The organism is Streptomyces sp. NPDC002817, from assembly GCF_053592055.1.
Map to the genome: position 1 here is coordinate 1 of NZ_JBSFUY010000049.1, position 24,183 is coordinate 24,183.

24 protein-coding genes are annotated in these 24,183 nt (G+C 70.9%); 16 read left to right on the plus strand and 8 right to left on the minus strand.

The annotated features are described in order from the left end of the window. The 5 genes from ACWD3I_RS45215 to ACWD3I_RS45235 all read left to right on the plus strand — a co-directional run. On the plus strand, positions 1 to 1,717 hold a 1,717-nt coding region (locus tag ACWD3I_RS45215; RefSeq protein WP_365413717.1), incomplete at its 5' end, for an aerobic carbon-monoxide dehydrogenase large subunit. After that, positions 1,678 to 2,460, plus strand: a complete 783-nt coding sequence (locus tag ACWD3I_RS45220) for an XdhC family protein (RefSeq protein ID WP_365413719.1) — start codon at positions 1,678 to 1,680, stop codon at positions 2,458 to 2,460. The genes ACWD3I_RS45215 and ACWD3I_RS45220, both read left to right, overlap by 40 nt. Further along, on the plus strand, positions 2,457 to 3,350 hold the full coding sequence (locus tag ACWD3I_RS45225) for an AAA family ATPase (RefSeq protein WP_365413721.1): 894 nt from the start codon (positions 2,457 to 2,459) through the stop codon (positions 3,348 to 3,350). Before ACWD3I_RS45220 ends, ACWD3I_RS45225 begins: the two co-directional genes overlap by 4 nt. Beyond that, positions 3,347 to 4,546, plus strand: a complete 1,200-nt coding sequence (locus ACWD3I_RS45230; protein ID WP_365413723.1) for a vWA domain-containing protein — start codon at positions 3,347 to 3,349, stop codon at positions 4,544 to 4,546. Before ACWD3I_RS45225 ends, ACWD3I_RS45230 begins: the two co-directional genes overlap by 4 nt. Positions 4,547 to 4,559: 13 nt before the next feature. Further along, complete coding sequence (locus tag ACWD3I_RS45235; RefSeq protein WP_365413725.1) at positions 4,560 to 5,018, plus strand: hypothetical protein; 459 nt, start codon at positions 4,560 to 4,562, stop codon at positions 5,016 to 5,018. On the opposite strand, the gene ACWD3I_RS45240 is transcribed toward ACWD3I_RS45235, so the two are convergent. Beyond that, entirely contained in the window at positions 5,015 to 5,971 is a 957-nt protein-coding gene (locus ACWD3I_RS45240; protein WP_365413727.1) for a LysR family transcriptional regulator, read from the minus strand. The two genes, ACWD3I_RS45235 and ACWD3I_RS45240, sit on opposite strands and share 4 nt — an antisense overlap. Positions 5,972 to 6,123: 152 nt before the next feature. Here ACWD3I_RS45240 and ACWD3I_RS45245 point away from each other — a divergent pair, with 152 nt between their 5' ends. Further along, the gene (locus ACWD3I_RS45245) at positions 6,124 to 6,648 is read left to right on the plus strand and encodes an ATP-binding protein (RefSeq protein ID WP_365413729.1); all 525 of its coding nucleotides are present in this window, start codon (positions 6,124 to 6,126) and stop codon (positions 6,646 to 6,648) included. Positions 6,649 to 6,651: 3 nt separating this feature from the next. Here the strand turns inward: ACWD3I_RS45245 and ACWD3I_RS45250 are convergent, their stop codons facing one another. From ACWD3I_RS45250 to ACWD3I_RS45265, 4 genes are all read right to left on the minus strand, one after another. Then, positions 6,652 to 7,104 (minus strand): flavodoxin family protein, encoded by a 453-nt coding sequence (locus tag ACWD3I_RS45250; protein WP_365413731.1) that lies wholly within the window; start codon positions 7,102 to 7,104, stop codon positions 6,652 to 6,654. Between the two features lie 46 nt (positions 7,105 to 7,150). Beyond that, positions 7,151 to 7,846 (minus strand): hypothetical protein, encoded by a 696-nt coding sequence (locus tag ACWD3I_RS45255; protein ID WP_451084376.1) that lies wholly within the window; start codon positions 7,844 to 7,846, stop codon positions 7,151 to 7,153. 98 nt (positions 7,847 to 7,944) lie between these two features. Next, entirely contained in the window at positions 7,945 to 10,302 is a 2,358-nt protein-coding gene (locus ACWD3I_RS45260) for an ABC transporter permease (protein WP_451084377.1), read from the minus strand. Continuing rightward, positions 10,299 to 10,991, minus strand: a complete 693-nt coding sequence (locus ACWD3I_RS45265; protein WP_365414129.1) for an ABC transporter ATP-binding protein — start codon at positions 10,989 to 10,991, stop codon at positions 10,299 to 10,301. The genes ACWD3I_RS45260 and ACWD3I_RS45265 overlap by 4 nt, the downstream gene beginning before the upstream one ends. A 205-nt stretch (positions 10,992 to 11,196) precedes the next feature. On the opposite strand from ACWD3I_RS45265, the gene ACWD3I_RS45270 reads away from it, so the two are divergent. From ACWD3I_RS45270 to ACWD3I_RS45285, 4 genes are all read left to right on the plus strand, one after another. Continuing rightward, the gene (locus tag ACWD3I_RS45270; protein WP_451084378.1) at positions 11,197 to 12,495 is read left to right on the plus strand and encodes a sensor histidine kinase; all 1,299 of its coding nucleotides are present in this window, start codon (positions 11,197 to 11,199) and stop codon (positions 12,493 to 12,495) included. After that, positions 12,492 to 13,175: a response regulator gene (locus ACWD3I_RS45275; protein ID WP_451084379.1), complete on the plus strand. Its 684-nt coding sequence runs from the start codon at positions 12,492 to 12,494 to the stop codon at positions 13,173 to 13,175. Before ACWD3I_RS45270 ends, ACWD3I_RS45275 begins: the two co-directional genes overlap by 4 nt. A gap of 216 nt (positions 13,176 to 13,391) precedes the next feature. After that, positions 13,392 to 14,567, plus strand: coding sequence for an alanine--tRNA ligase-related protein (locus ACWD3I_RS45280; RefSeq protein ID WP_451084380.1), 1,176 nt, complete (start codon positions 13,392 to 13,394; stop codon positions 14,565 to 14,567). Between the two features lie 18 nt (positions 14,568 to 14,585). Continuing rightward, the gene (locus tag ACWD3I_RS45285; protein WP_451084388.1) at positions 14,586 to 15,251 is read left to right on the plus strand and encodes a formylglycine-generating enzyme family protein; all 666 of its coding nucleotides are present in this window, start codon (positions 14,586 to 14,588) and stop codon (positions 15,249 to 15,251) included. A 6-nt stretch (positions 15,252 to 15,257) separates the two neighbouring features. On the opposite strand, the gene ACWD3I_RS45290 is transcribed toward ACWD3I_RS45285, so the two are convergent. Then, positions 15,258 to 15,782, minus strand: a complete 525-nt coding sequence (locus tag ACWD3I_RS45290) for a hypothetical protein (protein WP_451084381.1) — start codon at positions 15,780 to 15,782, stop codon at positions 15,258 to 15,260. 187 nt (positions 15,783 to 15,969) lie between these two features. Between ACWD3I_RS45290 and ACWD3I_RS45295 the strand changes: the two genes are divergently transcribed. The 5 genes from ACWD3I_RS45295 to ACWD3I_RS45315 are packed head-to-tail and all read left to right on the plus strand — an operon-like array spanning position 15,970 to position 21,330. Beyond that, positions 15,970 to 17,298, plus strand: a complete 1,329-nt coding sequence (locus ACWD3I_RS45295) for a sugar ABC transporter substrate-binding protein (RefSeq protein ID WP_451084382.1) — start codon at positions 15,970 to 15,972, stop codon at positions 17,296 to 17,298. Continuing rightward, positions 17,295 to 18,209 (plus strand): carbohydrate ABC transporter permease, encoded by a 915-nt coding sequence (locus ACWD3I_RS45300; protein WP_267016603.1) that lies wholly within the window; start codon positions 17,295 to 17,297, stop codon positions 18,207 to 18,209. The genes ACWD3I_RS45295 and ACWD3I_RS45300 overlap by 4 nt, the downstream gene beginning before the upstream one ends. Next, on the plus strand, positions 18,206 to 19,150 hold the full coding sequence (locus tag ACWD3I_RS45305; protein ID WP_365413592.1) for a carbohydrate ABC transporter permease: 945 nt from the start codon (positions 18,206 to 18,208) through the stop codon (positions 19,148 to 19,150). The genes ACWD3I_RS45300 and ACWD3I_RS45305 overlap by 4 nt, the downstream gene beginning before the upstream one ends. 24 nt (positions 19,151 to 19,174) lie before the next feature. Further along, a complete protein-coding gene (locus ACWD3I_RS45310) occupies positions 19,175 to 20,083 on the plus strand; it encodes a 5-dehydro-4-deoxyglucarate dehydratase (protein WP_365413594.1) in 909 nt (302 codons plus the stop codon). Then, the gene (locus ACWD3I_RS45315; RefSeq protein WP_365413596.1) at positions 20,080 to 21,330 is read left to right on the plus strand and encodes a glucarate dehydratase family protein; all 1,251 of its coding nucleotides are present in this window, start codon (positions 20,080 to 20,082) and stop codon (positions 21,328 to 21,330) included. The genes ACWD3I_RS45310 and ACWD3I_RS45315 overlap by 4 nt, the downstream gene beginning before the upstream one ends. On the opposite strand, the gene metG is transcribed toward ACWD3I_RS45315, so the two are convergent. Further along, the gene (gene metG, locus ACWD3I_RS45320) at positions 21,331 to 22,854 is read right to left on the minus strand and encodes a methionine--tRNA ligase (RefSeq protein ID WP_365413598.1); all 1,524 of its coding nucleotides are present in this window, start codon (positions 22,852 to 22,854) and stop codon (positions 21,331 to 21,333) included. It abuts the gene before it with no gap. 217 nt (positions 22,855 to 23,071) lie between these two features. Between metG and ACWD3I_RS45325 the strand changes: the two genes are divergently transcribed. Then, positions 23,072 to 23,365: a hypothetical protein gene (locus ACWD3I_RS45325; protein ID WP_365413600.1), complete on the plus strand. Its 294-nt coding sequence runs from the start codon at positions 23,072 to 23,074 to the stop codon at positions 23,363 to 23,365. Here the strand turns inward: ACWD3I_RS45325 and ACWD3I_RS45330 are convergent. After that, positions 23,338 to 24,039 carry a nucleotidyltransferase domain-containing protein gene (locus ACWD3I_RS45330; RefSeq protein WP_365413602.1) on the minus strand — a complete coding sequence of 234 codons (702 nt, stop codon included), beginning with the start codon at positions 24,037 to 24,039 and terminating at the stop codon, positions 23,338 to 23,340. The genes ACWD3I_RS45325 and ACWD3I_RS45330 overlap by 28 nt on opposite strands. Positions 24,040 to 24,183 lie beyond the last annotated feature (144 nt).

Genomic DNA, 24,183 nt, shown 5'->3' on the forward strand with positions numbered 1-24,183 from the left:
GTGGTCCACCACCCAGGCCCCGCACGCCCACCGCACGCTGTACGCGCTGGTCGCCGGAGTGCCCGAGCACAAGATCCGGGTCGTCTCCCCCGACATCGGCGGCGGCTTCGGCAACAAGGTGCCCATCTACCCCGGCTATGTGTGCGCGATCGTCGGCTCGCTGTTCACCGGCAAGCCGGTGAAGTGGATGGAGGACCGCTCGGAGAACCTGATCAGCACCGGTTTCGCCCGCGACTACGTGATGCGCGGGGAGATCGCGGCGACACGGGACGGGAAGATCCTCGCCCTGCGCACCCAGGTGCTGGCCGATCACGGCGCGTTCAACGGGACGGCCGCGCCCGTGAAGTACCCGGCCGGCTTCTTCGGTGTCTTCACCGGCAGTTACGACCTCGAAGCGGCCTACTGCAGGATGACGGCCGTCTACACCAACAAGGCGCCCGGCGGGGTCGCGTACGCCTGCTCGTTCCGGATCACCGAGGCGGTGTACCTGGTCGAGCGGATGGTGGACTGTCTGGCGTACGAGCTGGGGATGGACCCGGTCGAACTGCGGATGCGCAACTTCATCCGCCCCGAGCAGTTCCCGTACCGCACCAGGACCGGCTGGGTCTACGACTCCGGGAACTACGCGCCCACCATGGAGCTCGCCCGGCAGATGGCCGGGTACGAGGAGTTGCGGGCCGAGCAGGCCGAGAAGCGGGCCCGTGGCGAACTGATGGGCATCGGGGTGTCGTTCTTCACCGAGGCGGTCGGCGCGGGGCCGCGCAAGGACATGGACATCCTCGGGCTCGGCATGGCGGACGGCTGCGAACTGCGGGTGCATCCCACCGGCAAGGCGGTCGTCCGGCTGTCGGTGCAGTCGCAAGGGCAGGGACACGAGACGACGTTCGCGCAGATCGTCGCCGAGGAGCTCGGTATCCCGCCGCAGGACATCGAGGTGGTGCACGGGGACACCGACCGGACGCCGTTCGGTCTGGGCACGTACGGCAGCCGGTCCACGCCCGTCTCCGGAGCCGCGGCGGCGCTCGTCGCCCGGAAGGTGCGGGACAAGGCGAGACTCATCGCGTCCTCGATGCTGGAGGTGTCCGTCGCCGACCTGGAGTGGGCCAAGGGCTCCTTCCAGGTCGCGGGCGACCCCAGGGCCTCGGTCACCATCCAGGACATCGCGATGCGGGCCCACGGGGCCGGCGATCTGCCGGACGGCGTCGAGGGCGGCCTGGAGGCGCAGATCTGCTACAACCCGGAGAACCTCACCTATCCGCACGGCGCCTACATCTGCGTGGTGGACATCGATCCGGGGACGGCGAAGGTGACCGTACGCCGGTTCGTCGCGGTCGACGACTGCGGTACCCGCATCAACCCGATGATCATCGAGGGGCAGGTGCACGGCGGGCTCACCGACGGCGTCGGCATGGCGCTGATGGAGATGATCGCCTTCGACGAGGACGGCAACTGTCTGAGCGGTTCGCTGATGGACTACCTCATCCCGACCTCGCTCGAAGTACCCGACTGGGAGACCGGGTTCACGGTCACGCCCTCCCCTCACCATCCCATCGGGGCCAAGGGGGTCGGCGAGTCCGCGACGGTCGGTTCACCGCCCGCGATCGTCAACGCCGTGGTCGACGCCCTCAAGCCGTTCGGCGTCCGGCACGCCGACATGCCGCTCACACCGTCGCGGGTGTGGGAGGCCATGCAGGGCCGTCCCACCCCGCCGATCTGATGGGCGGCGACGTGAGCGCCCTGGCACTCGAACTCACCCAGCGACGGGTGCCGTTCGTGCACGCGCGCGTGGTGCGCGCCCAGGCCCCGGCGTCCGCGCATCCGGGCGACGAGGCGATCGTGCACGGAGACGGCACGATCGACGGGTTCGTCGGAGGCCACTGTGCGGAGGGGTCGGTGCGTACGGCCGCGCTGGGCGCCCTGGTCGGCGGGACGCCGCTGCTGCTGCGGGTCCTGCCGCAGGGCGGGACGTCGTTCCCGGAGGCGCCCGGCGCACAGGTCGTGGTCAATCCCTGTCTGTCCGGAGGCGCGTTGGAGATCTTCCTGGAGCCGGTGCTGCCGCCGCCGCTCGTCGTGGTCGTCGGGGACACACCGATCGCCGAGGCCTTCGTCGCGCTGGCCGACGTCCTCGGGTACACCACCGCCCGCACCCTGCCCGACGAGCACGCGACCGCGGTGATCGTGGCGGGGCAGGGCCACGGCGACGCCGAGGCGGTGCGCGCCGCGCTCGACGCCGGTGTCCCGTACATCGCGCTGGTCGCCAGTCACCGTCGCGGCTCCGCCCTCCTCGCCGATCTCGGCCTCGACGCAAGGCAACGGGCACGCGTCCACACCCCGGCCGGCCTCGACATCGGCGCCCGTACGGCACCGGAGATCGCGCTGTCGATCCTGGCCGAGGTGGTGCGGGCCGTACGGTCGCCGCGCACCGCCCTGCCCCTCGTCGAGGACGCCGCGCAACGGTGAGCGAGCTGTTCACGGACGCCGACGACGTACGCCAACGTCTCGACAGGGTCGGCCACTTGGTCGACGAGGGCACCGCGACGGCCCTCTTCCTGGCCACGGTCCTGGACCGGCCCCTGCTGGTGGAGGGCGAGCCCGGTGTCGGCAAGACGAGCCTGGCGAAGGCGCTCGCCCGGGCACTGGACACCGCGCTGATCCGGTTGCAGTGCTACGAGGGGCTCACTCCTTCCGAGGCGCTCTACGAGTGGAACCACCAGCGCCAGCTCCTCGCCATCCGGCTCACCGAGGCGCACGGCGAACGGCTCGCCGACGCGGACCTGTTCACCGAGGAGTATCTGCACGACCGGCCGCTGCTGCGTGCGGTGCGCCACGCGGGTCCGCGGCCGCCCGTGCTGCTGATCGACGAGATCGACCGGGCCGACGACGAGTTCGAGGCGCTGCTCTTCGAGTTCCTCGGCGAATGGGCCATCACCATCCCGGAGTTGGGCACGTTCGCCGCCGTACGTCCGCCGCTGGTGATCCTCACGTCCAACCGCAGTCGCGAGCTGCACGACGCGCTGCGCCGCCGCTGTCTGTACCACTGGATCGACTTCCCTTCCCCGGAGCGCGCCGCGCAGATCCTGCGCCGCTCGATACCGGCCGCGAACGAACCGCTGATCGCCTCGGCGACGGAATTCATCGGCCGGGTACGCCGACTGGACCTCGACAAGGCACCCGGCATGGCGGAGGCCATCGACTGGGTCGCCGCCCTCGCCGCGCTGCGGGTCTCCCTGCCCGCCCGCGCGGACATCCTCGGCACGCTCAGCGCGATCGCGAAGAGCCCGGACGACCGCACCGCCGTCATCGGGGCGCTCGACGAACTGGGCTACCCCGGACAGGCCACGCGACCGTGACGTTGCTGCCCGCCGTCGACCGGGCCGCGTTCACCGTCGCGCTCGCCGACCGGCTCAGGGAGCGAGACGTGGCGGTCGGCCTCACCGCCACGCAGGACTTCGTTCGCGCGCTGGAGGCCGTCCCTCCGACGTCGCGGACGGCGCTGTACTGGACGGCCCGCATCACCCTCGTCCGCGACCACGCGGATCTGGCGCGCTTCGACGAGGTCTTCGACGCGGTCTTCGGTCAGGCCATGCTCCCGGTGGCGGACCGAGGCAACCCGAACGCGCTCCCTGCCCGCGACGCGCGGGCGGCCACGCCGGTCAGCGCGTGCGACGTTCCAGGCGGGGTTCCGTGGGTGACGTTGCCGCCCGCCGTCACCCGCACCGAACACCACGAGGGCCTGGAGGCGAAAGTCCCGGAGCGCCTGCCCAGTGATCTGGCAGGCGTGGTGGACACTCCCTTCGAGCAACTCGACGCCCGGGAGGCGGAGTTGCTGGGCGTGTGGCTGGAGACGGCGCTTCGGGAGTGGCCGGTGCGCCGCTCCCGCCGATACGCGGTGCGGCCGGGTGGACACAAAGTGGCGATCCGCGAGACCGCGGCCCGGGCCCGGCTCACCGGCTGGGAACCGGTGCGGCTGGTCCGTACCGGCCCGGTCGACCGGGCGCGCCGGGTCGTGATGCTGTGCGACGTGAGCCGCTCGATGCAGGCTCAGGCCCAGGCGTATCTCCACCTGATGCGAGCGCTCACGCTGAGCACCCACGCCGAGGCCTTCGCGTTCGCCACCTCACTGACCCGCCTCACTCCCGCCCTCGCCCACCGTTCACCACGGCAGGCCCTGGCCGAGGCGACGGACCGCGTCACCGACCGCTTCGGCGGTACCCGCATCGCCCACTGCCTGACCACCCTCCTCGCCTCCCACCACGGCGGCACCCTGCGCGGCGCGGTCGTCCTCATCGCCTCCGACGGCTGGGACGGCGACCCCCCGGATCACCTCGCCGCCGCTATGGCCCGCCTGCGGCGCCGGGCGCACCTGGTGATCTGGCTCAACCCGCGCGCGGGAGCACCCGGATTCACCCCTCGCACGACGACGATGACAGCGGCCCTGCCGTACGTCGACCTACTGCTGCCGGCCGGCAGCTTCGCCGAACTGTCTCGCGTGCCGGGCGAGATCGCCCGCCGAGGGACCGGCCGTCGGGGGCTCCGGAGCCCATGACAATCTGTCCGCCATGGAACAGACGGAGGTGCGTGGACTTGCCCTGCCCGCGCGGTTGATCACGCTGCTGCGGGAGGACCGGTGGCACCATCCCGGCGATGCGGAGCTGGCGCGGCTGATCCCGTGGTTCGAGGACCCGCTCGACTTCCTGAGGAGCACGAAGGAGATGGAGCGGGAGTCTCGGCCGTTGGACCTGCTCGCCGACGATCCGGTGTCCTACGCACTCTTCCGCCAGATACGCGGCAGCACCCGGCCGGCTCCTGTGGAACTGCCCTGGCTGGACATCGAACAGGCGCTGCTCATCGCGGTCAACCGCAGGCCGGGTGACGACGTGGCCCTCGCCCTGGACTACCGGACCGACCCTGCCGATCCGCGTGTCGTGGGCAGCGACTTCTGGACGAACCCCCGGCAGTGCGCCTGGCGGGAAGTGGCTCCCGCCTTCTCCGCCTTCGCCGACGAACTGGGCCTCTAACTCCACAACGTCACATGGATCGCCGGCCGGAACCGCCCTGCCGTCACCCCCGCCCCCCGCAGCATCGCCTGGGTGGCGCGGGGTGTGGTGACGAAGCGGCGTAGTTCCGCGGCGGCTTCGGGGGCTTCGCGGTCGGCGAGGGAGAGGAGGTTCCAGGAGCCGCGGGCGGGGAGTTGAGGGCCGTTGAGTTGGTGGAGGTCTCCTGCCGCGATGTCCTTCGCGACGGAGAAGGCCACCGCGAGGGCGACTCCCTTGCCGTGCTTGGCCTCGTCGACACAGGCTGCCTGGCTCTGGAAGATGCGCTGGTTGTGGTCGGGGACGCTCAGCCGGCGCAGTACGGAGGGCAGCATGCCGGTGCGGCCGACCGCCGAGGGGCCCAACAGCCAGGTCTGGTCGCGCAGTTCCGTGGCGCCTGCGGCGCAGCCCGCGAGCGGGTGGTCGGTGCCGATGACGGCGATCACCTGGTAGTTCAGGAAATGGGTGCAGGTCGTCGTGGTCTCGACGGTGGCAGGCCGGGGACCGATGGCCACGTCGACCGCACGGGTCGTCAGGAGCGTGCCGAAGCGCTCGGGGTCGTGGACGCTCAACTCGACGTCCAGATCGTCGGCACGGCGGGCGAACAGTTCGATCAGCCCGGGGGCGGCATGCTCGGCGAAGAGGCTCGACGCGGCGATGCGTAACTGACGGCGGCCGGAACCTGCCCGGCGTACCTCCAGGATCGTGCGGTCCTGGAGCCCCAGGAGTTCGGCGGCGCGGCTGGCCAGCCGCAGGCCGCCGGGAGTGAAGACGAGTCCGCCGGCCATGCGGGTGAAGAGGCGGTCGCCGAGTTCCCGGCGCAGATGCGCGATGTGCATCGAGATCGCCGCCTCGGTCACCGCCAGATCGGCCGCGGCGGCCTTCACCGACCCGAGGCGCACGGTCGCCGAGAAGGCCCGTAGTTGTGCCGGGGTCAACGAGAACCTCCCGCGCTCACCACGGGTGTCCGTCCACCTGTGACCTGGAGCTCAAATTAGCGCACCAGTTCGCCGAGGGCTACGGCCGCGCGGTGACGCCTGATCTCGATGACCGGCCCAGCCCTCGCCCGCTGCGGCGCTAGCGTGGCCCCATGATCGTATGGCTCAACGGCACCCATGGCGCGGGCAAGACGACGACCAGTCCACTCGTGCAGCAACTGATCCCGGACTCACGGGTGTTCGACGCCGAGAAGGTCGGCGAGACACTCATGGACATCAAGCCGGGACTGCCCGCGACGGACAACTTCCAGCACTGGCCGCCGTGGCGGCCGCTCGTGGTCGAGACCGCCCGCCACCTCCTCGACTACACCGGCGGCACTCTGGTGATCCCCATGACCGTCCTGGTCGAGCAGTACTGGCGCGAGATCAGCGCGGGCCTCGCCCGACACGCCATCCCGGTACGGCACTTCGTCCTCCACGCCGACCAGGCCACCCTCCGCGGGCGCATCGCGGGCGACACCGTTCTCGGCCCCGATTCCCCGTTCCGTCTCCGATACCTCGAGCCCTACGCCGAGGCGGCCCGTACGTGGCTGCACGCCGAGGCCGAGGTCGTCGACACCACGCACATCACGCCCGCCGAGGCCGCCCTGCGGATCGCGGAGGCGGTCAAGAGCTGAGGGTCAGTCCATGAGGCCGGCGGCCAGGGTCGCGCCCAGCTCCCAGCAGGCCTCGGTGTCGGACTTGCCGGGCTCCCCGGTGACCGTCACCGCGTCCGCCGCCAGGCGCCAGCCGAGGCCCGTGGTGATCGACTCGATGCCCCGCACCGCTCCGGTGACGTCGCTGCCGCCGTGCACGTAGTAGCCGAACGGCCGGCCCCGCGTCTCGTCCAGGCACGGGTAGTAGACCTGGTCGAAGAAGTGCTTGAGGGCACCGGACATGTAGCCGAGGTTCGCCGGGGTGCCCAGCAGATAGCCGTCGGCGGCCAGTACGTCGGAGGCGGTGGCCGCCAGTGCGGCCCGCCGGACGACCTGGACGTTCTCGATCTCCGGCGCCGTGGCGCCGGACACGACGGCTTCCAGCATCGCCTGGCAGTTGGGCGAGGGGGTGTGATGCACGATCAGCAAAGTAGCCACACCCCGAACCCTGCCGTCGGCCCCGCGTCGCGCGCAAACGCGGCGCCTACTTCTTCACCTCACCGGTGAAGATGGAGGTCTCCGACTCGTAGTCGGGTGCCACCTCGATCTGGAGGAAGTTCTCGCCCTTGGGAAGCTCGCATCCCCAGGGCACGGAGAGGGACCGGCCGGCGAGGACGCTGGTGTCGGGCAGTCCGTCGAGTCCGTCGTCGTAGATGGCCTCGCCTTCCTTGCCTTCGTCGCCGTAGGCGCAGTTGACCGTCATCATGCTCGCGTCGACCTTCTTGTCGGACCGGTTGACGATCTTGATCGTGAACTTGGCGTACGGGGTGTTCTCGGGCGCCGCGTAGTCGCTGGAGACGGCGCGGGAGAACTTGGACAGGCTGATCTCCACGTCGTTGTCGTAGACGATCGTGTCGTCGAACCCGTAGGAGTCCTCGCCCGCTTCCTCCGCGGTCGCTTCCCCGGTGGGCTCGTCGGACGCGGTGTCCGCCACGGTGTCACCGGAGTCGGCCGGGACCGTCTTGGTGACGGTGACGGTCGGTGCCGCCTCGGCCTCGCCGTCGCCGCCCACTCTCGCGGTGACGACGGCTGCGAGGACCGCGGCCACCACCGCGGCCGCGGCGGCGACGAGGACCGTGGTGGTCCTGTCCGGGCGCTGAGGCGGCTGCGGCGGCAGATAGCCGGGCGCGGGCGGCGGGGTGTAGCCCGGCATGGGCAGCGGCGTGCTGTCGTGGCTCATGGTCCCCCCAGGGATGATGCTGTTGAGTGCTCAATGATCACCCGCGGGGGCACTTATGTGGAATTCTCGTAATGAAACTGTGCTGATGGCGCGATCGGCTATTCCGTGCGCAATGCCGTCGCCGTGCGGGCCTTGGCCGCCCAGCCCGCCGGAAGCAGCGCGCCCAGCACGGCGATGCCGACCCCGGCCAGACCCAGCAGGACCAGTACGGGAGCGTCGTACACCTCCAGGACCGACGGCGGCAGCCCGGTGCCCGCGGCCGCCGCCATCTCCGGCAGCACGAAGCCGTGCAGGGCGAATCCGGCCGGCACCCCGACGAGCCCGCCGAGAACGCCGATCCCGGCCACCGAGGCGAGCACGAGGCTCACGGTCTGGCGGGGCGTCATACCGAGCGCCTTGCACACCCCCAGGTCGTGGACGCGCTCCCGGGTGTCGAGGACCACGGAGTTGAGGACCCCGAGTCCGGCCACGGAGATGAGCATGAGGGTGAGGAGCGCGGCCATCGCGTTCAGGACGATGAGGAGGTTGTCCTGCTGGGAGGGGGAGTTGGCGAAGGCGTCGGCTCCAAGGGGTTGTACGGCCGCGGCGAGTTTCTCGGCGTACTCGGTCGGGGAGACGCCCTCCTTCACGTCGACCCGGAACTCGGTGGGGTCGACGGCCGGGAAGTCGGCGATGTCCGCGTGGATCTCCAGCGTGTCGTCGGAGGTGTCGAAGGCCTCGCCCACGATCCGCAGGGTGGCCGTGTCCTTGCCGGCGGTCACCCGCACGGCGTCGCCGATCCCGGTGCCGGTGGTCTCGAGGAAGTGGGAGGAGACGATGACCTGGCCGGGGCCGGTGATCCAGCGGCCGGAGATCATCGCGTAGCTGCCGGAGCTCGAGTCACCGTCGTAGAGAGTGACCCGGACGGTGCCGGAGACTCCGGGCACCGTGGCCTCCTCCTGGGCCACGCCGTAGTACAACGCGGTGCCCGACTGTGCCTTGATGGCGGCGCTCACCTTCGCCGGGTCGGCCGGCGTGGGGGTGGGGGTGTTCGGTGCGGGGACGCGTTCGCCCTTGCCGATGGCGGGACCGCCCGCGAAGACGCTCACGTCGTTGCGGCTCTCGGGGTCCCCGGCCGCCGCCACCTCGTTCAGTGACGAGGTCAGCCCCAGCGCGAAGGTCGCCGCGACCGTGCCGAAGGCCACGGCGAGGAGCATCGCGAGGGTACGGACCGGGTGGGCGAAGGGGCTCGCCAGACCGTAGGTCACCGCGCGAGGCAGCGGCAGTCGGCCCGCCGCGCGGTGGGCCCACTGGCCGCGTCCCGTACGGGGTGCCCGGCCGACGGCGATGGCCTCCACGGTCCGCAGCCGTCCGGCCCGCAGCGCGGGGACCAGCGCCGCGATCCCGACGACGAGCAGGGCGACGGCCGCCACCAGGACGTCCACCCACCAGGCGACCGTCAGCGAGACCGTGCCGTAGATCGTCTCGGTGTCCTCCAGGAGCGGCAGGGCCATGAGGTTGCCCAGGACGACGCCCAGCGCGATACCGGCGCCGGCCGGGAGGAGTGCCTGGGCGACGTAGGCGCGGACCACTTCGCGCGGAGTGAAGCCGATGGCCTTGAGGATGCCGATCCTGCGCAGGCTCGTCCCGACCGCGCCGCTGATCACGCTGCCGACGATGATCACCGACATGACGATGCCGAGCACGCCGAAGGCGATGAGGAACGGGATCGTCGGCGCGGCGTTCTGGTCGGCGGCGCGCTTGGTGTCCAGGTAGGACTGGCTGCCGAGGAGCGCACCGGACGGCACGGCGGCTGCGAGCCGCTTCCGGTCGGCGGCGATCTGGCCCTTGGTGCCGGCGGAGTCGAAGCGGTAGAGCATCTGGCTCGTGACCGGGGTGTCCTTCGACCCGAGTGCCTGCACCTGGGCGGGGGTCGCCCAGGCGTCGGCGGTCTTGCCGACGGACAGGGCGAATCCGACGATGGTGAGCGTCGGGCTGTTGTCGGCGTCCGAGGCCCTGAGGGTGGATCCCAGCTTGAAGGCGGGGCCCTCGAACGACTCCGAGAGGGCGATCTCACCGGTCTTCGTCGGCCACCGGCCCGACTTGAGGTCCAGTCGCTCCACGTCGCTGTCCGGGTCGGACCTGCCGACAAGCGTCATCGCCGGTGTCTTCCGCCCCTGGTCGTCCACCCCGTGGATCGTCGTGGACGGGTAGGGCCCCGCGGTCCCGGTGACGCCGTCCAGCGTGCGCGTGGCCGTCAGCTGGGCCGTACTCACCTTGGCCGGGTCGAACTCCGCGGTGAGATGGGCCCCGTTCTGCCGGGAGAAGGCGCGGTCGAAGGGAGCGTTGGTGGCGACCATGAGCGAGCCGGCTACCACCGCGGAGGCCACGGCCATCATCGTGGCCAGGGCGATCACCACGGTCTGTACCCGGCGCCGGCCGACCCCGGACCGTACGACCCGGCCGAGGGCGCTCATCGCACGGCCTCCGTCCGGGTATCGAGGGCGAGGTGACCGTCGACCAGGTGGATCGTGCGGCTCGCGCACGCCTCGGCCAGGGCCAGGTCATGGGTGACGAGCACGATGGTCTGCCCGCCGCGGTGCAGGTCGACCAGCAGCTCCCGGACGTCCTGGCCCGAGGCGCTGTCCAGGGCACCGGTCGGCTCGTCGGCGAGCAGCAGCGCCGGCCGGTTGACCAACGCCCGGGCCACCGCGACCCGTTGGCGCTCACCGCCGGAGAGCCGGCCGGGGTAGGCGCCGGCGTGCTTCTGGATGCCCAGCACCTCCATGAGCTCCCCGGCCCGGCCGGCCGCCTTGCGCCGGGAGGTTCCGGTCAGCTGGGCGGGCAGCTGGATGTTGTCGGCGACGGTGAGGTCGTCGAGCAGGTTGAAGAACTGGAAGACCATGCCGATCTGTTCGCGGCGGAACCGGGCCAGCGCGTGCTCGCTCATCCGGTCGACCTGCTGTCCGGCCACGGTCACGGTGCCCGTGGTGGGCTTGTCGAGGCCCGCGACGAGGTTCAGCAGGGTGGACTTGCCGCTGCCGGAGGGGCCGGTGACGGCGAGAGCCTCGCCCTGGGCGACACCGAGGTCGATCGGTCCGAGCGCGGGTGCGCCGGCACTGTCGTAGCGCTTTGCCACGCCCGTCAGTTCGATCACATGAGTCATGGAGTCGGTCCTCGCGTCGAAGGGGTTCAGGCTCAGCGAAGGTAGGGGCGCGGGCTCGTTCACCGCGTCGCCCGGGGCACCGACATGGGGCCCTTCCCGCGGAGGACCCGATCGCGGGGTCATCCCTGCGAAGTACGCCAGGAGGACGGTTCGTCGGCCTCACAGGCGGACGCGTCCGCTTCGGCGCGGGCCCCACAATGTGCCGATGGAGACCGTGAACCGTTGGCTGCGTCAGATGCGCGCGGCCGTGCGGCCGGAGCCGAGGCGTACCCCGCTGTCGCGGCGTGCGCTCACTGCCGACGTCGTCCTGGCGGTACTGCTGACCGCGATCGCGCTGGTCGTGGCGGCGCGCTATCCCGGCGACGGGCCGGCCAGCGTGGGGAAGGTGGAGTACGGGGTCCCGGACTTGCCCCGTCCTGCGGTGCCTCCGGGACCCGTGCCACCGGGACCGCGGTTCGTCCCGGAAGAGGCGTACTCCACGTCCTGGCCACTGATCGTCCTGTCGGCACTGCCTCTTGCCGTCCGGCGCAGGTTCCCGCTCGCCGCGTTCGCGGTGCTGATGACCGCGGTGCTGGCCATCGGCGACGACGCCTCCTGGATCAACGTGCTGACCTGTGTCATCGCCGCCTACAGCGCCGTCATGCACAGCCGGCACCGGACGGTGGCGACGGCGGCGATGGTCTTCGCAGCGGTGCTGGCCGGCTTCGCCTTCCGGGAGACGGAACCCATCCTGCCGGGGTGGTCGAGCCCCGCGGTGGTCCTGCTGATCGCGGGGATGACGGCCGGTCTCGTCCGCTACTGGCGACGGCGCCTGTCGGCCGACCGCGAGCGGCTCGCGCAGTTCCAGCGGGACCAGGAGGAGGCGATGCACCGGGCCGTGGAGGAGGAACGGGCCCGCATAGCCGCCGAGTTGCACGACGTCGTGACCCACAATGTGAGCGTGATGGTCATTCAGGCAGGGGCGGCGCGCAAGGTGATGGACGTGGCGCCGCAGCGGTCGAAGGAAGCGCTGCTGGCGGTCGAGGCGGGCGGCCGGGCCGCCATGGCCGAACTGCGCCATGTGATGGGCCTGTTGGCCGCCCCGGACGTGGAACAGCCCGACGCCCTGGAACCCCAGCCCGGCCTCGCGCAGCTCGACGCGCTGATCGTGCGGGTGCGCGCCGCCGGGACTCCGGTGGGCGTCGCGGTCTCGCTCCCGCCGGATCCACTGCCGCCCGGGATCGATCTGACGGCGTACCGCGTCGTACAGGAGGCGCTGACCAACACGATCAAACACGCGCCCGGCGCGGAAGCCTCGGTCGCGATCGGCTACGCCGAGGAGGTCCTCCAGATCGAGGTCACCGACACCGGAGCCGTCCGTGACGCTCCACAGACAGAGGGGAACGGCCGGGGGCTGATCGGGCTGCGAGAGCGACTCGCGGTCTACGGCGGCGAGTTGGCCGCCGGTCCGACCCTCGCCGGCGGCTACCGCGTGAGGGCCCTCATCCCGTGGCGGACGGCATGAGCGGACCGGAGCTGCGCGCCGTCATCGCCGACGACCAGGCCCTCGTACGCACCGGCTTCGGGATGATCCTCGCCGCGGACGGCATCGAGGTGACCGCCGAGGCCGCCGACGGAGCGGAGGCGGTCGACGCGGTCCGCCGCACCCGGCCGGACGTGGTCCTCATGGACATCCGGATGCCGGGGATGGACGGGATCGAGGCGACGCGCCGCATTCTCACGGAGGAGGGCGCGGACGGCCCCCGGGTCATCATCCTCACCACGTACGACCTCGACCACTACGTGTACGCCGCGCTCACCGCCGGCGCCAGTGGCTTCCTGCTCAAGGACGTCACCCCGGAGCATCTGGTGGCCGCCGTACGCCTGGTGCAGTCCGGGGACGCCCTGCTCGCGCCGGCGATCACCCGCCGGCTGATCGAGCGCTTCGCGCACCGCGAGGAGGCCCGCCCGGCTCCGGGCCTGCACCGTGACCTCTCCGATCTGACACCCCGCGAGATGGAGGTGCTCCGGTTGCTGGCGACGGGTCTGAGCAACGCCGAGCTCGCCGACCGGCTCTTCCTCAGCCCGACCACGGTCAAGACCCACGTCGGCCGCATCCTGTCGAAGCTGGATCTGCGCGACCGGGTCCAGGCCGTCGTCCTGGCGTACGAGACCGGGCTGATCACTCCCGGCGGGACGGACTGAAAACCGGAGGACGTCCCCGGCACCGCCGGTTACCGTTGATCCATGGAGGTCATCGAGCACACCCACACCGCAGCCGCGCGAGCGACCAGCTCCCCGGCTGCCGACGCCTGACCTCACCGATCCCCCGGCGGCCGGAAACGGACCGCCGGTGCAGTGCGCCTCTTCTTCTCTGTCCCCGCGGTTCTTTCCGGTCCCCCGACCCGAAGGAACACCGCCATGAACACGGACCGGATCCTGCGCACCTTCACGGACTTCTACGTCGAGCGCGGACACCACCTCATCACCGGCAGCACCCTGCTGCCGCCGCCCCCGGACCCGGTGCTGTTCACCACGTCCGGGATGCACCCCCTCACCACGTACCTGGAAGGCCGCCCGCACCCTCAGGGCCGGCGCCTGGTCAACGTCCAGCGCTGTCTGCGCACCACCGACCTCGACGAGATCGGCGACTCCACGCATCTGACGGTCTTCGAGATGCTGGGCTCCTGGTCGCTCGGCGACTACGGCCATTCGCAGAGCCTGCGCTGGGGATACGAGCTGCTGCACGACGGATTCGGCATCCCGGACGGGCAGTTGTACGTCACGGTCTTCGGCGGGGACGACCAGGTCGGCCCCGACACCGAATCCCTGCGCACCTGGCGGGAGTTGGGGCTGCCCGTGGAACAGACCCGCGAGGACAACTGGTGGTCCAACGGCCCCGTCGGCCCGTGCGGCCCCGACTCGGAGATCTTCCTCTGGACCGGTGACACCCCACCCGAGGGCACCCCCACCACCGACCCACGCTGGGTCGAGGTCTGGAACCACGTCAGCATGCGCTACCGCCGCCACGAGGACGGCAGCCTCTCCCCGCTGTCGCAGCCCTCCATCGACACGGGCATGGGTCTGGAGCGCCTCGTGACCGTCCTCCAGGGCCACGACTCGGTCTACGACACCGACCTGTTCGAGCCCTGGACGCGGCTGCTTCCGCCGCTGTGGGAGCTGGACGAGACGCCGTCACTGCGGCTGGTCCGCGACCATCTGCGGTCCGGCATCGTCGTCATCGGCGACGGTGTGCGGCCGTCCAACACCGGCCGCGGCTACGTCCTGCGGCGCCTGGTCCGCCGTACCCTCACCACCCTCTGGCAGCACGACCCCACCCGCACCCTGTCCGACCTGCCGCCGGAGCTCGTAGAGCACACCCTGGACCACTTCCGTCTGCCCGGCGGCACCACTCCGGTCCGCACGGTGCTCCTGGACGAGGAGCGCCGCTTCGGCAAGCTCCTGGAACAGGGCCGGCGGATCCTCTCCCGCCCGCAGTACCAAGGGCAGTTGAGCGACCAGGACTACCACTACCTCCATGACACCCACGGCCTGCCCCGCGATCTCGTCGTCGGGCTGCGGGGCCTGCGCCGATAGACTCCCCCGCTCATGGACATGATCACCGTCCCGGCCGGGCGGGTCACGCTGTCGGACCGCAGGACGCAACGCAGTTGGGCGGTCGAGGTCGCGCCCTGCGAACTCGCGGCGCACCCCGTCACCCAGGCACTGTACGAGCAGGTCACCGGTCTGCGTCCGGCCGCGGCCGACGGGGAGCGGCTGCCGGTCGAGGGCGTCTCGTGGTGGGACGCGGTCGGCTTCTGCAACGCCCTGTCCGAGCGCGAGGGGCTGAAGCCGGCCTACCGTCTCGCCTCCGGCGGTGATCACGTCGACCGGGACGCCTCGGCCGACGGCTACCGGCTGCCGACCGAGGCGGAGTGGGAGCACGCGTGCCGCGCCGGGACGACCGGCCCGCGCTACGGCCCCCTGGACGACATCGCGTGGTACCGCGGCAACTCGGACGAGCGGATCCACGAGGTGGGCGGCAGGCGACCCAACGCGTGGGGGCTGCACGACACCCTCGGCAATGTGTGGGAGTGGTGCTGGGACGTGTACGACGCCGAGGTCTACGGCGGTTACCGGGTACTGCGCGGCGGTGGCTGGTTCGACGAGCACTGGAGCTGCCGGGCCTCCGTGCGGCGTCGCAGTCATCCCACGTTCCGGGTGGACGACGTGGGGTTCCGCGTGGCCCGGTCGGGTCGGTGCCGGGGCCCGGTGTCCTGAACGCTCTCAGGCGATGAGCGCCTGGTCCGGCGACCCCAGCCGCTCCAGGAGCCGGGCGTGGTGCAGCTCGGCCACGGGCGCGACCAGGTCGGGGTGGCGCAGCAGGGCCGCCGCCCGCCGGTCGTGCTCGTCCGGGGCGAGCAGCCGCCGGAACTCGAAGGGCGTCCCGGCCGTGTGGTCGCCCTCCCCCACCGTGGCCGCGGCGAGGCGGGCCAGTTCCGGGTCGGTCAGCAGACAGGCGGCCCAGCTCGCGACGACCTCGTCCACCCAGGTGCGCCAGGCCTCGCCGTCGGCGCTGTGGTGCCGGTCCCCGCCGGTGATCCGGTCGAGTCGCGCGGCGCCGCCGGGGCCCGCCATCTCGACCAGCGCGGCATCCATCGACGTGGGGTAGCGCAGCCATGCCGCGACCGTGACGGCCTGCCGGGCCTGCACCTCGCACAGGGCCGAGGCCAGGGCGCCGCCGGAGGCCGGGTAGGCGCACGTCAGCCACTGGGCGGTGGCCGCGATGACCGGGGAGAGAGCTGCTTGCACTGGCGAACCGTCCGAACCGCTGCGTGGGGAGTGCGGAAACGGTAGCCCGTGGAGTGGGTCCGTGGGGGAAGTTGTGACCTCGGTGAAATCTCCGATCCATGTCTTGACATACCCCGGTAACGATTCTTAGCTTGGGCGATCATTTAGATTCGTGAAGCCAGTTCACGGATATGAACGGAGAATGTTCATGGGCGATCGCCGACGAAGTCGCCGCCTGGCCGCCGTGCTCACCGTCACGGCGCTGGCGTTCGGAACGGCCGCCTGCGGCTCCGGTTCCGACAGCGCCGGCGGCGGAGACCCGAACACGCTCGAGGTGTGGACCCGCAGCAACCCGGACCCGGCCGCCACCTATGAGCGGGTCTTCGCCGCCTTCACCAAGAAGACCGGCATAAAGATCGACTACCAGCCGGTCATCAACTTCGACCAGCAGCTGCAGAGCCGCGCGTCCACCAAGGACCTGCCGGACGTCATGATCAACGACACGGCGCTGATGGGCAGTTACCAGAGCCAGGGCCTGCTCAAGCCCATCACCCCCGCCTCCATCGCGGGCGGCGACCAGATCACCGAAAAGACCTGGTCCTCCACCGTCGGCATCGACGGCAGGCACTACGGCATCCCGTACTCGCGCCAGGCCCAGACCCTGATGATCCGTACGGACTGGCTCAAGAAGCTCGGTCTGAACGCGCCCACGACCTGGCAGCAACTCCTCACCGTCGCCAAGGCGTTCGCCACCCGCGACCCGGACGGCGACGGCAAGGCCGACACCTACGGCATGGTCGTCCCCGGCAGCGCCCAGAACGGCTACGCCGCCTGGTGGGGCGCCAGCTTCCTCTGGCAGGGCGGCGCCCAGATCATCAAGGCGGACGGCAAGGGCACCTACACCCCCGCCATGGACTCGACGGCCGCCGTGAACACCGTGACCTGGATGAAGGACAACCTCTTCTGCGGTGACAACGCTGTCATCCAGCCCGGCGCCGTCACCGCGGTCACCGGCACGGCCACCAACTTCCAGGACGGCAACGCCGGGATGTACCTCACCGGCCCCTACAACATCGCCACCTTCGACACGACCCTCGGCAAGGACAAGTACGAGGTGGTCCCGGCACCCGCGGGCCCGGCCGGCGACGACGTGCTGGCCGACGGCGAGAACATCTACTTCGGCGCCAAGACCGGCAAGACGAAACAGGAGCGGGCGCTGGCCGCGTTCCTCATCTCGCCGCAGGGCCAGCAGCTCGCCATGACCGGCAAGAACCAGCCCGTCGTCCGCATCCCCGTCAACTCCACGCTGGACGCGGCCGAGGTCCGGGGCGACCCCCGCTGGAGTGTGGTGCAGAAGGCGTACGAGGACGCCTCGCAGCAGTTCCCCAACGCACCCGACTTCGCCCCGATCAAACAGGACACCGCCGACAGCCTGAACGCCATCTTCACCTACTGCGGCAGTGATGTGCGCTCCCAGCTGGGGGAGCTCAACAAGACCCTCGCCGGCGACCTCAAGGACCAGGACCTGTTGAAATGACCGCTACCGTGACCACCCCCGCGGCGCGCAGAGTCTTCGGCGCGATCAGCAAGAAGGCCGTCATCCCGTGGCTGTTCCTGGCACCGGGTCTGCTGCTCGCCCTCGTCTTCAAGTTCTGGCCGATGGCCAAGGGCGTCTGGCTCAGCTTCCACGACGTACGCCCCTTCCTCGGCGACAAGTGGACCGGCCTCGACAACTACACCCGGGTCCTGAGCGACCACCGCTTCCAGGACGCCATCGGCCACACCCTGGTCCTCGGCATCGGCCAGTCGCTCGGCGCGATCCTCCTCGGCTTCGTCCTCGCCCTGCTCCTCGAAGGCCAGGCACGCTCACTGAAGTTCATCCGTACCGCGGTCTTCCTCCCCGCCGTCACCGCGACCGCGGTCGTCGGTGAGCTGTGGCGGCTGATGTACTACCCGACCTCCGACGGCCTCCTCAACAGCGGCCTCCATCTGCTCGGACTCGGGCCCGTGCAGTACCTCGACGACCCGAACCTCGCCCTCTACTCGACGATGGTCATGGGCATCTGGATCTGGGCCCCCTACAACATGGTGATCATCCTCGCCGGCCTCGCCGGGGTGGACCGCACGCTGTACGAGGCCGCGGCGATGGACGGCGTCTCGCTCTGGCAGCGCCTGCGCCACGTCACCCTGCCCGCGATCCGTCCGGCCCTGAGTATCGTCCTCACGCTCGCCGCGATCCGCGGACTGCGCGTGTTCACCGAGGTCTACGTCCTCACCGGCGGCGGCCCGGCCGGATCCACCGAGGTCTGGATGACCCGCGCCTACACCCTCGGCTTCACCCGCAACGACATCGGCGGCGCCTCCGCGGCCTCGGTCGTGCTGCTCTGCGTGACGCTGCTGCTCACCGTCACGGTCAACCACTTCCGCAAGAGGGGAGACGTGCGATGAGCGCCCCCGTCATCGAACCCGTCCGTCCGGTCGCCGCGAAGTCACCGTCCCGGAGATCCGCCAAGCCCCAGCGCACCACGCCGGCCCGCTTCGACACCGCACTCGGCTGGAACGACAAGCCGGGTCTGGCCTGGACCCTGCGGATCCTGCTCTGCGCGATTGCCCTGGGCATCTTCGCCGCCCCGTTCCTGACCATCTTCTCGGGTGCCTTCAGCACCAACCCCAGCGGCTCCTCGCTGTCGTTCCTGCCGCACGACAGCACGCTGCTCAACTTCAAGGTGGCGGGCGAGCGCGGCATCTGGGACTACCTCGGCAACTCCCTCGTCATCGCGGGCGGCGGACTGCTGCTCCAGCTCGTGGTGTGCACGCTCGCCGCGTACGCGCTGGCCCGGCACCGGTTCCGCGGCCAGGCGCTGATCATGATGCTGTTCATGATGACGCTGATGCTCCCCGAGGAGGTCATCGCGATCCCGCTGTCGCTGGTCCTCGGCGATGTCCCGGTGGTCCACCTGGACCTCAAGGGCACGGTGTGGGGCGTCATCCTGCCGCTGGGCGCCTGGGGCTTCTCGGTGATGATGCTGACCGAGTTCATGAAGGACATCCCCACCGAGATCGAGGAGGCGGCCCGCCTCGACGGCGTCGGCGAGCTGCGCATGCTCTGGCAGGTCGTCCTGCCGCTGTGCAAGCCCGCGCTCGGTGTGGCCGGCGTGCTCGGCTTCATCATGATCTGGGACCAGTACCTGCTGCCCCTGATCGCCTCCAAGGACCCCACCGACTACACGGTCACCGTCGCCCTGTCCATCCTGCGCACCGACCCCGAGGTCGGCTCCGGGGTGGTGCTGGCCGGTGCGGTCATCGCCCTCATCCCCAGCCTGATCGTCTATCTGCTCCTCCAGCGCTCGCTGGTCACCGGCATCGCCGCCGGTGCCACCAAGGGCTGAGCACACCGTAGTTACGAGGGAGACATGAAGTTCCAAGGAGTGCTGTTCTTCCCGGTCACGCCGTTCGCCCCGGACGGCTCGCTGGACGAGGAACGGCTCGCGCGGCACATCGATGCCGGAGTCACAGCGGGCGCGGGCGGCGTGTTCGTCGCCTGCGGCACCGGGGAGTTCCACGCGCTGACCGCCGACGAGCTGGAGCGGGCGACGCGGGTCGCGGTCGAGACGACCGCGGGCCGCGTGCCCGTCCTGGCCGCGGCGGGAGGTCCGACGCCGGTCGCCCGCGACCACGCCGTCCGCGTGGCACGAGCCGGCGCCGACGGCATCCTGCTGCTGCCGCCCTACCTGGTGACGGCACCGCAGCAGGGCCTGGTGCGCTACGTCGAGGAGGTCACCGCCGTCACCGACCTCCCGGTGATCTTCTACCAGCGCGGCACGGCCCGTCTGACGGAGGCGACGGCCGCCGAGATCGCCGCGCTGCCCAAGGTCGTCGGCCTCAAGGACGGCCTCGGCGACATCGAGCGGATGCACCGCATCGTCCGCGCGGTGCGCGCGCTGCCGGACGGGCAGGACTTCCAGTTCTTCAACGGCCTGCCCACGGCCGAGATGACCGCGCCCGCCTACCAGGGCATCGGCGTCGGCCTGTACTCGTCGGCGGTGTTCGCCTTCGCCCCCGAGATCGCCCTTGCCTTCCACCGGGCGCTCGCCGAGGGCGACGAGGTGCTGCTGTCGACGCTCCTGGACGAGTTCTACGGCCCGCTCGTCGCGCTCCGCGACGAGGTGCCCGGATACGCCGTGGCCCTGGTCAAGGCGGGCGTGACGCTGCGCGGCCTGGACGTGGGCGGCGTGCGGGCCCCCCTCCTGGACCCCACCCCGGAACACGTGGCCCGCCTCGCGAAACTCATCGACCACGGCCTGGAGGTGACCGGCGCATGAACCCCACGAGGATCAAGGAACTGATCGTCACCCCGATCGCCTTCCGTGACCCGCCGCTGCTCAACTCCAACGGCGTCCACGAGCCCCTCGCCCTGCGGATCATCCTCCAACTCGTCCTGGAGGACGGCACGGTGGGCCTGGGCGAGTCCCCCGGCGGCACAGCCCGCCTGGCACGACTTGAGGCGGCGGCCCAGGTGGTCCCGGGCATGGACGTCTTCGACACGACCGCCGTCTCGGCGGCGATCGACGCCGACCTCCTCCCCACCGTCCCCAGCTCCCACGAGCGCGGCTGGACCGCCTCGACCGTGGAGGTCGCCTGCCTCGACGCCCAGGGCAAGCTGTTGGGCCGCCCGGTCAGCGACCTGCTGGGCGGGAAGGTCCGGGACGCGGTGCCCTTCGCGGCGTATCTCTTCTACAAGTGGGCCGAGCACCCCGCCCTCGACGGACGGGTGGCGATCGGCGACGGCTGGGGCGAGGCCCTGGACCCGGCCGGGATCGTGGAACAGGCCCGGCTGATGCAGGAGCGGTACGGCTTCCGTTCGTTCAAGCTCAAGGGCGGTGTCCTCCCTCCCGACGAGGAGATCGCCGCGATCAAGGCACTGGCCGAGGCCTTCCCCGGCCAGCCACTGCGCCTGGACCCCAACACGGCCTGGACGGTGGAGACATCGCGGTACGTCGCCCGTGAACTGGACGGCGTACTGGAGTACCTGGAAGACCCGACGAGGGGCATCGAGGGCATGGCCGAGGTGGCCGAGGACTCCCCTCTCCCGCTGGCGACCAACATGTGCGTGATCGCCTGGGAGCACCTGAAGCCCGCGATCGAGCAGAACGCGATCCAGGTGCTCCTCACCGACCACCACTACTGGGGCGGTCTGCGCCGCACCCGCGAACTGGCGGCCGTCTGCGAGGCGTTCGGACTGGCCCTCTCCATGCACTCCAACTCCCACCTCGGCATCAGCCTGGCCGCCATGACCCATGTCGCCGCGGCCATCCCCAACCTCGACCACTCCTGCGACACCCACTACCCGTGGAACTTCACCGACGACGTGATCGTCCCCGGCGTCCTGGAACTGCGCGACGGCCACGTCGAGGTCCCCACCGGCCCCGGCCTGGGCGTCGAGCTGAACCATGACGCCCTCGACCGGCTCCACCACCTGTACGTGGACTCCGGCATGCGCTCCCGCGACGACACCGGTTACATGCAACGCTTCGACCCGTCCTACGAGTTGAGGCTGCCGCGCTGGTGATCAGCGCTGCTCCTGGAGGCGGGCGAAGAGTGGTTCCGTCTCCGGGAGGGTGCCGTCGACGGGGGTCACCCGGCGTGTGATGTGCTCCGCCGCGCCGGGGATGAAGGGCCGTAGCTCCTCGGCCAGGGCGCGGCATGCCGTGACCAGTGCGGCGAGGACCGCGTCGAGGCGTTCGGCGGCGTCGGTGTTGCCGTGCCGTTCCGCTCTGGCCAGTTCCCAGGGGCGGGTCGCGTCGATGCAGCGGTTGGCCTCCTCCACGATGTCCCAGGCGGCGTCGGCGGCCCGGCGGAAGTCGAAGTCGGCCAGCGCGGCGTCGATGCGGCCGGGTGCCTCGCGGCATACGTCCAGCAGCGTCGCCACGGGGAACCGGTCGGTCCCCGGTGAGGGCACGGACCCGCCGCGGTAGCGGTGGACCATCGTCACGATCCGGTGGACCAAGTTGCCCAGGCCACCGGCGAAGTCGGCGTCGGCGCGGGCGATCAGCCGCTCGGTGGTGAAGTCGGCGTCCCCGACCCGGGGGACGTCGCGCAGCAGCCACCAGCGGACGGCGTCCGTGCCGTAGTCGGCGGCCAGGGAGACGGGGTCGACGGCCGTCCCGTTTCCCGACTTGCTGATCTTCCGCCCGCCGACCGTCAGATAGTCGTGGACGAGGATGTCCGTGGGCAGCGGCAGCCCCGCCGACAGCAGCATGGCCGGCCAGTACACGGCGTGGAACCGTACGACGCCCTTGCCGACGAGATGGATACGGCGGTCCCCGGCCGCCCACCACTGCTCGTATGCGGGGTCGTCGGTGCCGTAGCCGAGGCTGGTGACGTAGTTGCCCAGGGCGTCCCACCACACGTAGACGACCTGCTCGGGGTCGCCGGGGACGGGGATGCCCCAGCCGCGGGCGCGGGTGTGGGAGCGGGAGACGGAGAAGTCGTGCAGGCCGCCGGCGATGAGCGCGAGGACCTCGTTGCGGCGGGCGGCGGGCTCGATGCGCAGGGTGCCGTCGGTGATCAGTGCGTGGAGGCGGCCGGCGTACCGGGACAGCCGGAAGAACCAGTTCTCCTCCGCGACGAGCTGGGGTTCGGTGCCGTGCTCGGCGCATCTGCCGTCGACGAGTTCGTCCGGCGTGTAGAACTGCTCGCAGCCGACGCAGTACAGCCCCTCGTACTGCTTGCGGTACAGATCGCCCGCCTCCGCGCAGCGGCGCCACAGTCGCTCCACGCCGGTGCGGTGGCGGGGGTCGCTGCTGGTGCGGATGAAGTCGTCCAGCGACAGGGCCAGCGGGTCGCGCAGCGCGGCGAACGCGTCGGCGTTGCGGTCGACGAACTCCCGCACGTCGACGCCCTCGGCCTCCGCGGCGAGGACGTTCTTCAGGGAGTTGTCGTCCGTCCCGCTCAACAGCCGCACCTGCCCGCCGCGCTGCCGGTGGTGCCGGGCCAGCGTGTCCGCCTGCACGAGCTCCAGGGCGAAGCCCAGGTGTGGCCGCGCGTTGACGTACGGAATGGTCGTGGTGATGTAGTGCCGTGGTCCGGTCATCGGTCCTCCTACCGGCGACGGGACCTGATCCGCACCACACGTGAAGGCCCCGTTCCGGGGGCCTCGGTATCGGTGCGCGTGCGCGCTCAGCAGCCCCGGTGCGGGGGCATCATGCGGTGCTGAGGCGTAGGCGTGATCATGGGGTCGAGGGTAGCAACGGGGTCCGTCGCCGGGCATCCGGTTTTGCGGACAGCCTCGTTCGCTAAGGTCGGGCGGCATGACGGTTCAACTGTGTGTGCTGCTCTGGGCCCGGCCGGGCGCCGCCGCCGCGCTGGCCGCGTACGAGGACAAGGTGCTGTCCCTGCTGGGCGAGCACGGCGGGCGGGTGGTGCAGCGGGCCCGTGCCGACGGAAGCGACGGTCGCCCCGACGAGATCCAGTTGATCGAGTTCGCCTCGCAGGACGGGTACGACGGGTTCATGACGGACGGGCGTCGCACCGCCCTCGCGGACGAGCGCGACGCCGCCGTCGCGCGCACCGACCTCTACCCCGTCGAGCTGAGCCGGGCGTAGAAGCGGTCGCGGACCCGGTGCAGCCAGGCCTCGACCGCCGCCTCGTCGGGGCGGTCCGGCAACACCGTGCGGGTCTCGTCGAACGCCGTCTCGTAGTACGCGAGCAGGGGACGCGCCACTGAGGCGTCGGCGGCGACCCGCTCGCCGAACTCCCGGTATTCCTCGGGGTTCTCGACGCGGATCGTCAGGCGGCCGGTGGCGTAGAGCTCCAGTCCCTGGTGACACAGTCGCTTGAGGTGCCGGGCGTGCTTGGAAGTGCGTTTACGGGTCTCCGCGGAGGAGGAGCGGTCGGCCCGGCTCTCAAGTCGGCGGAACTGCTGGGTGGCGTAGCCGAGATAGGCGTCCCGGATCCGTTTGGCACTTAGGAACGACGCGCGCAGGCCGATCAGTTCGTCGCCGAGGGGGGTGCGCACCTCGTACAACTCCGGTGGGAGCCAGACGAGTTCCATGGCGGTCGGGTTGCCGCCCAGGGCGAGCCGGCACCACTTCGCGGCCTCGTGCAGGGTACGGTCCGGGGCCGTGCTGACGTGGGACTCCTTCGGCCCGTGGAGGCCGTGCAGGGACTCGGTGGATGCGGCGAACATGCCGAGGCGGTCCACGTCGGAGCCTTCGTGGGCGAGGCCGTAGGCGGTGGAGCCGACAATGCCGGACAGCAGTACGTTCGGGACGGTCACGTCGGCCACCTTTCGGATCGGGGGTGTGGCGCTCCATTGTGCTGACCTGCACGGATGCGGTCACTCGGTTTTTCTCCGGTGCCGGGTCGGCGAAGGCACCTCCCGGGTACGGCCTGTCGGTGGCCTCCGCTAATGTGTGCGCCC

Coding starts and splice junctions, on each gene's coding strand:
- ACWD3I_RS45245 (WP_365413729.1), top strand. CDS start 6,124: ATGATCGTATGGCTCAACGGCACCCATGGCGCGGGCAAGACGACGACC.
- ACWD3I_RS45325 (WP_365413600.1), top strand. CDS start 23,072: ATGACGGTTCAACTGTGTGTGCTGCTCTGGGCCCGGCCGGGCGCCGCC.
- ACWD3I_RS45300 (WP_267016603.1), top strand. CDS start 17,295: ATGACCGCTACCGTGACCACCCCCGCGGCGCGCAGAGTCTTCGGCGCG.
- ACWD3I_RS45305 (WP_365413592.1), top strand. CDS start 18,206: ATGAGCGCCCCCGTCATCGAACCCGTCCGTCCGGTCGCCGCGAAGTCA.
- ACWD3I_RS45255 (WP_451084376.1), bottom strand. CDS start 7,846: ATGAGCCACGACAGCACGCCGCTGCCCATGCCGGGCTACACCCCGCCG.
- ACWD3I_RS45265 (WP_365414129.1), bottom strand. CDS start 10,991: ATGACTCATGTGATCGAACTGACGGGCGTGGCAAAGCGCTACGACAGT.
- ACWD3I_RS45235 (WP_365413725.1), top strand. CDS start 4,560: ATGGAACAGACGGAGGTGCGTGGACTTGCCCTGCCCGCGCGGTTGATC.
- ACWD3I_RS45270 (WP_451084378.1), top strand. CDS start 11,197: ATGGAGACCGTGAACCGTTGGCTGCGTCAGATGCGCGCGGCCGTGCGG.
- ACWD3I_RS45285 (WP_451084388.1), top strand. CDS start 14,586: ATGATCACCGTCCCGGCCGGGCGGGTCACGCTGTCGGACCGCAGGACG.
- ACWD3I_RS45310 (WP_365413594.1), top strand. CDS start 19,175: ATGAAGTTCCAAGGAGTGCTGTTCTTCCCGGTCACGCCGTTCGCCCCG.
- ACWD3I_RS45275 (WP_451084379.1), top strand. CDS start 12,492: ATGAGCGGACCGGAGCTGCGCGCCGTCATCGCCGACGACCAGGCCCTC.
- ACWD3I_RS45280 (WP_451084380.1), top strand. CDS start 13,392: ATGAACACGGACCGGATCCTGCGCACCTTCACGGACTTCTACGTCGAG.
- ACWD3I_RS45295 (WP_451084382.1), top strand. CDS start 15,970: ATGGGCGATCGCCGACGAAGTCGCCGCCTGGCCGCCGTGCTCACCGTC.
- metG (WP_365413598.1), bottom strand. CDS start 22,854: ATGACCGGACCACGGCACTACATCACCACGACCATTCCGTACGTCAAC.
- ACWD3I_RS45315 (WP_365413596.1), top strand. CDS start 20,080: ATGAACCCCACGAGGATCAAGGAACTGATCGTCACCCCGATCGCCTTC.
- ACWD3I_RS45260 (WP_451084377.1), bottom strand. CDS start 10,302: ATGAGCGCCCTCGGCCGGGTCGTACGGTCCGGGGTCGGCCGGCGCCGG.